Below are 10,924 nucleotides of genomic sequence, written 5' to 3' on the forward strand. Positions count from 1 at the left end.
ATGATAACTTAAAAAATGCGAGAAGTATCTATGACTAACTATAACTTACAACGATTTTTAGATGCCCAGCGAGGTGATTATGAACAAGCCCTTGCAGAAGTTAGAAACGGGCGGAAATATTCCCATTGGATTTGGTATATATTTCCTCAACTGAAAGGATTGGGCATGAGTTATAATTCACAGTATTATGGTCTTAGCGGCAAAGAAGAGGCTGAAGCATATCTTGCCCATCCAATTTTGGGAGAAAGACTTCGTGAAATAACGTCTGTTTTTCTTCAATTGAAAAATAAAACGGCGCAGGAAGTTTTCGGTTCGTTAGATGCGATGAAAGTATTGTCATGCATGACGCTTTTTAATGAAGTTGCTTCGGATGATTTGTTTCAGCAAGTGATCGGCCATTATTATCAGGGTAAAGTGGATGAGACAACAAAAAGAAAATTGGAATAATAACTAATACTATTTTATATGGGCTGTTTAATGAATCTATTGTGGTTGCTGCTTGGTGGTATCTTTACTGCTGTCGAATACCTCATTTCGAGTTTATTGATGATGCTGACCATTATCGGCATTCCTTTTGGGATGCAAACATTGAAGTTGGCCGGACTTGCTTTATGGCCTTTCGGTAAAGAAGTCAGAAGTGGGAACCGTTCCGGTGGTTGCCTCTATATATTGATGAATATCCTGTGGATATTTCTGGGTGGCATTTGGATCTGTCTGTCACATTTGGTTTTCGGGGCTATATTGTGCATTACCATTATCGGAATCCCTTTTGGATTACAACATTTCAAGTTGGCATCTTTGGCATTATCGCCTTTTGGGAAAGACATTGTAACAGTGTAAGAGTAGTTGGGAGAGAGTATGCTTATAATTAAAAGTTATAATGCATAATTAGAAACTATTGGTGGGGCTTGATTGTTTATCGTACCTTTGCACTCGGAAAACGATTAAAGACAAAAAGATATGATTTCAACAGCTACAAAAACTTTGCAGGCAAATAATAAGATGATTTATATTGCGCTGCTTTCCACTCTGACTTTCTTCCTGTTTTTAGACTATATTCCGGGATTGGAAGCATGGTCGGCTTGGGTAACTCCTCCCGTTGCTTTGTTCCTCGGACTTATTTTTGCATTAACTTGCGGACAAGCACATCCAAAGTTTAATAAGAAAACATCGAAATATCTGTTGCAATATTCAGTAGTAGGATTGGGATTCGGTATGAACCTTCATTCTGCTTTAGCTTCCGGTAAGGAAGGTATGGAATTTACGGTCATTTCAGTAATCGGAACATTGGTAATTGGCTGGTTCATCGGACGTAAATTGTTTAAAATAGATCGGAATACAGCTTATCTTATCAGTTCGGGAACCGCTATCTGTGGTGGTAGTGCTATCGCAGCAGTGGGACCGGTGTTGAAAGCGAAGGACAGTGAAATGTCTGTGGCATTAGGTACAATCTTTATCTTGAATGCTATTGTACTTTTCATTTTCCCTGCCATTGGTCATGCATTGAATATGGATCAACAACAGTTCGGAACATGGGCAGCTATTGCCATTCATGATACCAGTTCTGTAGTAGGCGCGGGAGCTGCTTATGGAGAAGAAGCATTGAAGGTGGCTACTACTATCAAATTGACCCGTGCTCTTTGGATTATCCCGATGGCTTTTGCTACTTCATTTATATTCAAGAGCAAAGGACAAAAGATCAGTATTCCATGGTTCATCCTCTTCTTTGTATTGGCATTGGTGGTAAATACTTATTTACTGGATGGAGTGCCACAATTAGGAGCAGCTATCAACGGTATTGCCCGTAAGACTTTGACGATAACTATGTTCTTTATCGGTGCTTCTCTTTCTATTGATGTTCTGAAAGCCGTTGGAATTAAACCTCTGATTCAAGGAATATTGCTTTGGATAATTATCAGCTTGAGTACATTAGCATATATTTATTTTGTATAAGAGATAAAAGAGAGAATGATATAAAAGAGAAAAAGGTGGGAGAATGATCGTATACGACTTTCTCCCACCTTTATTTATTTAGCTTTCAGCCTACGGATAAGCAGATCTAAAGCTATTTATTTCTTCTTCAATTCTTCAAAAATCAGTCCTTCCAGTTCTTCTGCCAGTTCAGGATTATCCATAATGCATTGTTTTGCAGCATCACGTCCTTGTCCTAACTTAGTGTCGTTGTAGCTATACCATGAACCACTCTTCTTGATGATTCCCAGTTCAGCACCCAAGTCGATAATTTCTCCGGAGTGGGAGATACCTTCACCGAACATGATGTCAAATTCAGCTCTGCGGAAAGGAGGCGCTACTTTGTTCTTCACTACTTTCACTTTGGTCAGTTTACCAAGGATCTCTTCACCATCTTTGATAGGTTGGCTACCACGGATATCCAAACGTACGGAAGCATAGAACTTCAAAGCGTTACCACCAGTCGTTGTTTCCGGGTTACCGAACATAACACCGATCTTCTCACGCAACTGGTTAATGAAAATACAAGTTGTACGTGTCTTGCTCACTGCAGCTGTCAACTTACGGAGAGCCTGAGACATCAAACGTGCCTGAAGACCTACCTTATTGTCACCCATGTCACCTTCGATTTCCGCTTTAGGAGTCAGTGCGGCTACAGAGTCGATAACGATGATGTCGATAGCAGAAGAACGGATCAGTTGTTCTGCAATTTCCAAAGCCTGTTCTCCATTGTCCGGTTGAGAGATATAAAGATCATCAATGTTTACTCCCAGCTTAGATGCATAGAAACGGTCGAAAGCATGCTCGGCATCAATAAAAGCAGCGATACCGCCAGCTTTTTGCGCTTCAGCAATGGCATGAATAGCCAATGTTGTTTTACCGGATGATTCCGGGCCATAGATTTCGATGATTCTACCTCTAGGGTAACCTCCAACACCAAGTGCCACGTTCAAGGCAATAGAGCCTGTCGGGATCACTTCTACTTGTTCAACACTATCATCTCCCATTTTCATGATAGAACCTTTACCGAAGCTCTTTTCTATCTTTTCCATGGCAGCCTGTAAGGCTTTTAGTTTTTCGCTTGATGCCATTTTATTATCTGTTTCAAAATTAAGTTCATCTTTCTTTGCCATACCTTATTCTTATATAATTAATGGAGTTATTGATTTAAAATCTGTGAGGCATGTTCCTTGGTCTTCACTTCTTTAGGAGTGATAATCCGTTCTACGATTCCCTCTTCATTAATCAGGAAAGTAGTGCGGAAAGTACCCATATAAGCACGTCCGTACAGTTTCTTTTCTCCCCATACTCCAAACTCTTCCACTAACTTTTTGTCAGTGTCGGCAATCAGGGTAAAAGGAAGATTGTTCTTTTCGATAAATTTCTGGTGCGACTTTTCATTGTCTACGCTGACACCGATTACTTCATAGCCGGCTTTACGTAGTTCGGAATAGTTGTCGCGCAGATTACACGCTTGTGCCGTGCAACCCGATGTACTGTCCTTCGGGTAGAAGTACAACACAATCTTTTTTCCTTTATAAGCACTTAAACGGATTTCTTCGCCTTTTTCATTGATGCCTAAGATTTCCGGTGCTTTATCTCCTACGTTTATCATAACTATCTTTTTAATGAACAAGTCTACTCTTATAATTCCAGATTTTTGTCGAACTCTTCATGCCAGGGAAGACCTTGCTTGTTGAGTTGTTCCATAAACGGATCTGGATTGAACTCTTCTACGTTGTTTACACCCGGACGCTTCCACTCACCTTTGAAGAACATCATGGCTCCGATCATTGCCGGAACTCCAGTGGTGTAGCTCACTCCTTGCATACCTGTTTCCCGGTAAGCTTCCTGATGGCTGCAATTGTTGTATACATAATAAGTACGTTCCTTGCCATCTTTCAAACCGCGGATACGACAACCGATAGAGGTTTCTCCTTCGTAGTTTTCTCCTAAATCCTGCGGGTTAGGCAATACAGCTTTCAAGAATTGCAGCGGCACAATCTTCACTCCGTTGTAATCAACTTCGTCGATTCGTGCCATACCGATGTTTTGGATAACGCGTAAGTGGGTTAAATACTCTTGTCCGAAAGTCATCCAGAAACGTGCACGTTTGATTGTCGGGTAATGTTTCACCAATGACTCTAGTTCTTCGTGATAAAGAAGATAAGAATCACGCGGACCGATGTTCGGATATGTCAGGTCTTTATGAATTTCCAGCGGACCGGTAGTTACCCATTTGCCATTTTCATAATAGCGTCCGTTCTGCGTAATTTCGCGGATGTTGATTTCCGGATTGAAGTTCGTAGCAAATGCTTTATGGTGGTTACCCGCATTACAGTCTACAATGTCCAGATATTGAATCTCATCAAAATAATGTTTAGCTGCATAAGCGGTATAGATGCCACTTACTCCCGGGTCGAATCCGCAACCGAGAATAGCTGTCAGACCTGCTTCTTTGAAGCGATCGTGGTAAGCCCACTGCCAACTGTATTCAAAGTGAGCTTCATCCTTCGGCTCGTAGTTAGCGGTGTCCAGATAGTTCACTCCAGCTTTCAGACAAGCTTCCATAATAGTCAGATCCTGATAAGGGAGAGCCACATTAATCACCATTTCCGGTTTGAAATCGTTGAATAAGGCTACCAGCTCATCTACATTGTCTGCATCAACTTTAGCTGTTTTTATATTGGGGTTACCTATTGCCTCGACGATTTTATCGCATTTTTCTTTCGTACGGCTGGCAATCATGATATCTGTAAATACATCGGCATTTTGTGCCACTTTGTGCGCAACGACAGTGCCAACACCGCCCGCACCAATAATAAGAACTCTACCCATTTCGTTAATTGCGAATTAAAATATTAAGAATATTGGAATTGTTAGCTTTGCAAATATACGTGATTATTTTCAGATAATCATTCGCAGCTACCCCTTTTTATTTGTAACGCTGCAAGGTTCCATTTTCAAATTCCAGTGTTTTGCCATTGTAGAACCAAGTTTCGAAACGATTGTCTTTTTTCAGCTCGATTTCTATCGGATCACCAATGGATAAACGACATTCCACTGTACTCATGCCCGTCTCCAGATCTCCCCGGGAGATAATCTGCCAACGATTTTCTGTGATACCCGGATATTTTTTATGTATATCTTCGAATCCGAAAAAGTCTTCGATATAATTTTCATTTCTGACGATAACATCATATTTCAGATCGGTTTCCAATTCATAGATTGCTCCGTCCTTGTCTTCTAATGAGAGAACAGCCAGACTGCCGGGAGGAGATAATCTAATATCTTTGATTTGCAGAACTGTATATCGGGGCAGGTGAACGCGTGATTCGGTCTGCTTGTCTTCAAAAGATATAATTCTTTTGGCTGGCAGCACCTTTTTAGGATAAACTGTCATTCCCATATATTTATTTTTCAGGCTTTCGATAGTGCCCAGACTCTTATTGGTGAAACTGAATGCATTTGAGAAATATTTCATTCTCTTTTCTCCTTGAAAATCATTCAGGTCCATGCCGGAGTTTGTTCGTGAAAGGGCAACTTCCAGATAATAAGAATGTCCCTGTGTATCTTTGAATACGATTTTTGCCGGATATGCCTGACTGCCGACCCCAATAGCGGTAATCGTTGCTTCCGTATTGACGGGAATGGCTATATCCCGGTAGCCGGAATAATTGTTGGCATCGTCTATCCGGACGCTTTCTGCTTGTATATAGACAGTTTTTCCTACCAACAGTTCTTTTGCAGTATCCACATCTTTCAGATAAACCAATCCGTTGATGCCGGCACGGGGAGCTTTTTCGGAGATCTCCTCCAGCCGCATATTCTTTATCTCATAATAATATTTTCCTCCCTCACATTCGAAGATGAAGCGAGTGGAGTAGTTAGTCCCGTTGGGGATATTCTGAGCTTTCTCTTCAGTTCCCGTGAAAGTGAGTATTTTATGTTTCAGCAGGCTGTTGTCTACCCCTTTCTCGGTCTCGTAACTGGAAAGGGTGGGAAGGAACATGCTCCGTGGAGATGGAACGAACATAAATTTCATTCCGGGTGTCCATTTGCCCAGCGGTAGCAACGGAAAGTTACTTTTGATAAACTGTTCTTCTTGGCCTACAGGGATTTCCTGTGCAGAAGGAGTAGTGACGATGTAATCGCTTTGGGCTGTGATAGGAGACGTACCACAGCAGAATAGAATCAAAGACAGGACAATTATTCTCATATTTGTTTACTTTAAGTGAACTATGTAAATTGTTCGTTTGTTGTACATTTACTGGCAAATGTATATATTTTATGTTGCATTGGATGTTATTTCCCAATCTTTTTGATATCTTTGCCCTCGATTTTAACTTAAACGTTATAACAATATGAAGAAAGTATTTGTTTCAATTTGCATTGCTGGTGCAGCACTTGCAATGTCTTCGTGCCGTTCGGTTGAGAAGGCAATTCCCCTGTCATCTATCAATGGTGAATGGAATATCATAGAAGTCAATGGCTCGAAAATCACTCCGGGCGAAAGTAAATCCCTTCCTTTTATCGCTTTTGATACAGCAACCGGTCGTGTGTCCGGCAATAGCGGCTGTAATCGGATGATGGGTAGCTTCGATGTAAATGCGAAGCCGGGAAGTCTTGAACTTACAGGAATGGCTAGTACCCGGATGATGTGTCCGGATATGACTACTGAAAATAATGTATTGAATGCTTTTGCGCAAGTAAAAGGATATAAGAAGGCAGGTAAGGACAAAGTGTATCTTTGCAATTCGTCCAACCGTCCGGTTGTCGTTCTACAAAAGAAGGAGGCTGATGTGAAACTTTCGGTTTTGAATGGAGAATGGAAAATAAAAGAAGTGAATGGTGAAGCAATTTCTTCCGGAATGGAAAAACAACCTTTCATTGCTTTTGATGTGAAGAAAAAGACAATTCATGGCAATGCCGGATGTAATCTGATTAATGGCGGTTTTGAAACCAGTACCAGTAATGCCAAATCAATTTCTTTCCCGGGAGTAGCAAGTACAATGATGGCTTGTCCGGACATGGAAACAGAAGGTAAGGTGTTGAAAGCTATCAATGAGGTGAAGTCATTCGATGTGTTGTCTGGTGGCGGCATTGGCTTGTATGATGCAAATGGCGCATTGGTCATCGTGCTGGAAAAGTAATAAATAGATCAATCTATATAATAGGATATGCCTGTGTCGCACATGACGACACAGGCATATTTTTTTTCTTTCATCGAACCAGAGCCGTCTGCATTTGTTTAAAGAAACAGTTGCTGACTGGCTTTGAATATGACTATGTCAGCAGTGTTTATTTATTAAAACTGTCTTTTTGGCAGATATTATGTCATGCATTCGTATAATTTCTTTTTGGCACACGGTTTGCTTTTTAGTAAGCGTCCGTTCGCGACGAGGCTCCTTGATAAGAGTCGGAGAAACAACCGGACAAAAAGAAATCAATGAATAAATAATAAATAAAAAAATAACGATCATGGGAAAAATTATTGGTATTGACTTAGGAACTACAAACTCTTGTGTTGCCGTATTCGAAGGTAACGAACCTGTAGTAATTGCAAACAGTGAAGGTAAACGTACGACTCCTTCTGTTGTCGCTTTCGTAGATGGCGGTGAACGTAAGGTGGGTGATCCTGCAAAACGTCAGGCTATTACGAACCCAACACGTACAATCTTCTCTATCAAACGTTTCATGGGTGAAACTTGGGATCAGGTACAGAAGGAGGTGACTCGTGTTCCTTATAAAGTAGTGAAAGGTGACAATAACACTCCGCGTGTTGACATTGACGGACGTCTGTACACTCCGCAGGAAATCTCTGCTATGATTCTTCAGAAAATGAAGAAGACTGCTGAAGACTATCTCGGACAGGAAGTGACAGAAGCAGTTATCACCGTTCCTGCATATTTCTCCGACTCTCAACGTCAGGCTACTAAAGAAGCCGGACAGATTGCCGGTCTGGAAGTAAAACGTATTGTAAATGAACCGACAGCCGCAGCTCTTGCTTACGGTCTGGATAAGGCTCACAAAGATATGAAGATTGCTGTATTCGACCTTGGTGGCGGTACATTCGATATCTCTATCCTCGAATTTGGTGGTGGTGTGTTTGAAGTACTTTCTACAAATGGTGATACTCATCTGGGTGGTGATGACTTCGACCAGGTAATCATCAACTGGTTGGTACAGGAATTCAAGAGCGACGAAGGTGCTGACTTGACTCAGGATCCGATGGCTTTGCAACGTCTGAAAGAAGCTGCTGAAAAAGCTAAGATTGAGCTTTCTTCTTCTACAAGTACAGAAATCAACTTGCCGTATATCATGCCGGTAGGTGGTGTGCCTAAGCACTTGGTGAAGACTTTGACTCGTGCAAAATTCGAATCTTTGGCTCACGAATTGATTCAGGCTTGTCTTGAACCATGTAAGAAAGCAATGAGCGATGCAGGTTTGAGCAATGCTGATATTGATGAAGTAATCCTTGTTGGTGGTTCTTCTCGTATTCCAGCTGTTCAGAAGTTGGTAGAAGATTTCTTCGGCAAGACTCCTTCTAAAGGTGTGAACCCGGATGAAGTGGTAGCTATTGGTGCTGCTGTACAGGGTGCTGTTTTGACAGATGAAATCAAAGGTGTAGTATTATTGGATGTTACTCCGTTGTCAATGGGTATCGAAACACTGGGTGGTGTGATGACTAAGTTGATCGACGCTAACACTACCATCCCGGCTCGTAAGAGTGAAACATTCTCTACTGCTGCCGATAACCAGACGGAAGTTACTATCCACGTATTACAGGGAGAACGTCCGATGGCTGCACAGAACAAATCAATCGGTCAGTTCAACTTGACAGGTATTGCTCCGGCTCGTCGTGGTGTTCCTCAAATTGAGGTTACATTTGATATCGATGCCAACGGTATCTTGAAAGTATCTGCAAAAGATAAGGCTACCGGTAAAGAACAGGCTATCCGTATTGAAGCATCCAGCGGTTTGAGCAAGGAAGAAATCGAAAAGATGAAGGCTGAAGCTGAAGCTAATGCTGAAGCAGATAAGAAAGAACGTGAAAAGATCGACAAGCTGAACCAGGCTGACAGCGTAATCTTCTCTACTGAAAATCAGTTGAAGGAATTAGGTGATAAGTTGCCTGCTGATAAGAAAGCTCCGATTGAAGCTGCTTTGCAGAAATTGAAAGATGCTCACAAGGCACAGGATTTGGCTGCTATTGATACTGCTATGGCAGAAATCAATACTGCTTTCCAGGCTGCAAGTGCTGAAATGTATGCACAGAGCGGTGCGCAAGGTGGAGCACAGGCTGGTCCTGATATGAATGGTGCTGCTGGCCAGCAAGATAACAGCAAGCACGGAGATAACGTTCAGGATGCTGACTTCGAGGAAGTCAAATGATTCCGATAAGGAAACAGATAATAAACAATAAGCAAAAGCGTGCAGCTCAATGAGTTGCACGCTTTTTACGTTTAGGAGTCGGTGAGATTGAGATAATGTTTTGGGCATCCTTCCCAACAGCTATTTGGAATCAATGATCTAGTGAAGTGGGAAATACACTTATTGTGTTAAAAAAGGCGGCAAAATTTATGGTTCAACCGAGTAACTTCATTACATTTGCGTTATGTATGCAATTATGGCAGATTTGAATCGCATTAAAGTAGTTTTGGAGATTGATGTGCGAGAACTGATAAATAAATCGAAAGAATAAAAGAACAATATGGCAATGAAGATAAATAGCCCTTATACGGCTGCAATTACGGGTGGAGGTTTTCTACTTAATGAGACGCTTGCTCTGCTTCCTCTCTTGCAAAGTGAAGATCGAGAAGAACTTCTCAAAGATGAACGATTGAACAACCGTGTACTGATGATTAATGCTGAAACATCAAGAAAGAAGGCAATCCTAGAGATTAGTCGTCGTTATGATACGATGTCACCTGCTTTCTGGCAGGACTTTTTAGTGATGACTGCCGCAGAGCAGCCTATTGCTCTCTTTTTTGTGATGTTGAAGACGTACAAAATACTTTTTGATTTTCATGTAAACGTGACGATACGTCGTTGGAACAGCGTCGCTAAGTCTGTGAAGAGAGAAGATATCCTCATGGAGTTTAATGAAATATCTGCTCGTGATGCATTTGTTGACTCGTGGAGTGAAGCTACGAAGGACAAAGTGATTAGTGCCTATTTATCTATTTTGCGAAAGATAGGAATTCTTGATAGAACTAACCAATTGCAAGTGCTTGATTGTACCAACTATCCATACTATTTGCAGATTGGCGAATCTTGGTTTTTGGAGGCTTGTTTGTTACAGCCTTATCAAATAGAAAAGATTAAAAACAGTTTGGCATGACGATAAAAGAACTGGATGATAAACTTAATAGTCCCGGATTTCAGGATACTGAGAACGGCGACTTATTCTATAATTTCTTCATCTACCAATATCCGGCAGAGAAGGAATATGATATCCGTAAGCAGATACAGGAGTTCAAACAAAACCTTATCCGTCCTACGAATTATGTGGATGTGCTCACGCTCGACTTGTTTGAAGAGTTCTGTAACTACCTCAATGGACAAAAGTTTCTCAAGTTCGACTCCATGCTGCAATATTTGCTCGAGAAAGAACAGGAGCAGCCCGATACGAGCGATAAGATATTCAGCACATTGGAGCGTCATGCCCATAGTGAGAAGTTCGTGAAATATCTGCATGAGCGGATCGTGGCGCATATCACGATTGATGATGAATACCGTCGCCCATACGTGTTTATCTATGGCATCGGCACCATGTATCCTTATCTTCGTGCCAATGAACTTTTGGCAAAGTACGAGGATTACAATGAGACCGGACGCTATAAAATCATTCTCTTTTATCCCGGACATCGGGAACAAAGTTCATTCAAACTCTTTGATACCTTAAATGACCATCATACTTATCGTGCAACCTTTTTAATAAACGAATAAA

General features: G+C 41.4%; 11 protein-coding genes. 7 read left to right on the forward strand and 4 right to left on the reverse strand.

Annotation, left to right across the window (positions count from 1 at the left end; all coding sequences use genetic code 11):
- The first annotated feature begins 15 nt into the window (after positions 1–15).
- From NQ505_RS12815 to NQ505_RS12825, 3 genes are all read left to right on the forward strand, one after another.
- Positions 16–447 (forward strand): DUF1810 domain-containing protein, encoded by a 432-nt coding sequence (locus NQ505_RS12815; protein WP_032853842.1) that lies wholly within the window; start codon positions 16–18, stop codon positions 445–447.
- Between the two features lie 18 nt (positions 448–465).
- Positions 466–840, forward strand: a complete 375-nt coding sequence (locus NQ505_RS12820) for a YccF domain-containing protein (RefSeq protein ID WP_004305673.1) — start codon at positions 466–468, stop codon at positions 838–840.
- 120 nt (positions 841–960) lie between these two features.
- Entirely contained in the window at positions 961–1,953 is a 993-nt protein-coding gene (locus tag NQ505_RS12825) for a YeiH family protein (RefSeq protein WP_009000701.1), read from the forward strand.
- Between the two features lie 116 nt (positions 1,954–2,069).
- Here the strand turns inward: NQ505_RS12825 and recA are convergent, their stop codons facing one another.
- The 4 genes from recA to NQ505_RS12845 all read right to left on the reverse strand — a co-directional run bounded on the left by recA (position 2,070) and on the right by NQ505_RS12845 (position 6,190).
- Positions 2,070–3,104, reverse strand: coding sequence for a recombinase RecA (gene recA / locus NQ505_RS12830; protein WP_009000702.1), 1,035 nt, complete (start codon positions 3,102–3,104; stop codon positions 2,070–2,072).
- Positions 3,105–3,130: 26 nt separating this feature from the next.
- Positions 3,131–3,586 carry a thioredoxin-dependent thiol peroxidase gene (bcp, locus tag NQ505_RS12835; protein ID WP_004325328.1) on the reverse strand — a complete coding sequence of 152 codons (456 nt, stop codon included), beginning with the start codon at positions 3,584–3,586 and terminating at the stop codon, positions 3,131–3,133.
- Between the two features lie 29 nt (positions 3,587–3,615).
- Complete coding sequence (locus tag NQ505_RS12840) at positions 3,616–4,809, reverse strand: saccharopine dehydrogenase family protein (RefSeq protein ID WP_004302080.1); 1,194 nt, start codon at positions 4,807–4,809, stop codon at positions 3,616–3,618.
- Positions 4,810–4,906: 97 nt separating this feature from the next.
- Positions 4,907–6,190, reverse strand: a complete 1,284-nt coding sequence (locus NQ505_RS12845) for a hypothetical protein (RefSeq protein ID WP_032853843.1) — start codon at positions 6,188–6,190, stop codon at positions 4,907–4,909.
- Between the two features lie 145 nt (positions 6,191–6,335).
- On the opposite strand from NQ505_RS12845, the gene NQ505_RS12850 reads away from it, so the two are divergent.
- The 4 genes from NQ505_RS12850 to NQ505_RS12865 all read left to right on the forward strand — a co-directional run bounded on the left by NQ505_RS12850 (position 6,336) and on the right by NQ505_RS12865 (position 10,923).
- Entirely contained in the window at positions 6,336–7,124 is a 789-nt protein-coding gene (locus NQ505_RS12850; protein ID WP_009000704.1) for an META domain-containing protein, read from the forward strand.
- A gap of 328 nt (positions 7,125–7,452) precedes the next feature.
- Complete coding sequence (dnaK, locus tag NQ505_RS12855) at positions 7,453–9,366, forward strand: molecular chaperone DnaK (RefSeq protein ID WP_009000705.1); 1,914 nt, start codon at positions 7,453–7,455, stop codon at positions 9,364–9,366.
- Between the two features lie 319 nt (positions 9,367–9,685).
- Complete coding sequence (locus tag NQ505_RS12860) at positions 9,686–10,315, forward strand: BrxA family protein (protein ID WP_004319900.1); 630 nt, start codon at positions 9,686–9,688, stop codon at positions 10,313–10,315.
- Entirely contained in the window at positions 10,312–10,923 is a 612-nt protein-coding gene (locus NQ505_RS12865) for a BREX protein BrxB domain-containing protein (protein WP_009000707.1), read from the forward strand. Before NQ505_RS12860 ends, NQ505_RS12865 begins: the two co-directional genes overlap by 4 nt.
- Position 10,924: the final 1 nt, after the last annotated feature.

Origin of the sequence: Bacteroides sp. D2 (genome assembly GCF_025147085.1) — a bacterium.
Taxonomy (GTDB): domain Bacteria; phylum Bacteroidota; class Bacteroidia; order Bacteroidales; family Bacteroidaceae; genus Bacteroides.

Excerpts from the sequence above, each read along its gene's own strand:
- NQ505_RS12815 (WP_032853842.1), top strand. The coding sequence starts at position 16 with ATGCGAGAAGTATCTATGACTAACTATAACTTACAACGATTTTTAGAT.
- NQ505_RS12820 (WP_004305673.1), top strand. The coding sequence starts at position 466 with ATGGGCTGTTTAATGAATCTATTGTGGTTGCTGCTTGGTGGTATCTTT.
- NQ505_RS12825 (WP_009000701.1), top strand. The coding sequence starts at position 961 with ATGATTTCAACAGCTACAAAAACTTTGCAGGCAAATAATAAGATGATT.
- recA (WP_009000702.1), bottom strand. The coding sequence starts at position 3,104 with ATGGCAAAGAAAGATGAACTTAATTTTGAAACAGATAATAAAATGGCA.
- bcp (WP_004325328.1), bottom strand. The coding sequence starts at position 3,586 with ATGATAAACGTAGGAGATAAAGCACCGGAAATCTTAGGCATCAATGAA.
- NQ505_RS12840 (WP_004302080.1), bottom strand. The coding sequence starts at position 4,809 with ATGGGTAGAGTTCTTATTATTGGTGCGGGCGGTGTTGGCACTGTCGTT.
- NQ505_RS12845 (WP_032853843.1), bottom strand. The coding sequence starts at position 6,190 with ATGAGAATAATTGTCCTGTCTTTGATTCTATTCTGCTGTGGTACGTCT.
- NQ505_RS12850 (WP_009000704.1), top strand. The coding sequence starts at position 6,336 with ATGAAGAAAGTATTTGTTTCAATTTGCATTGCTGGTGCAGCACTTGCA.
- dnaK (WP_009000705.1), top strand. The coding sequence starts at position 7,453 with ATGGGAAAAATTATTGGTATTGACTTAGGAACTACAAACTCTTGTGTT.
- NQ505_RS12860 (WP_004319900.1), top strand. The coding sequence starts at position 9,686 with ATGGCAATGAAGATAAATAGCCCTTATACGGCTGCAATTACGGGTGGA.
- NQ505_RS12865 (WP_009000707.1), top strand. The coding sequence starts at position 10,312 with ATGACGATAAAAGAACTGGATGATAAACTTAATAGTCCCGGATTTCAG.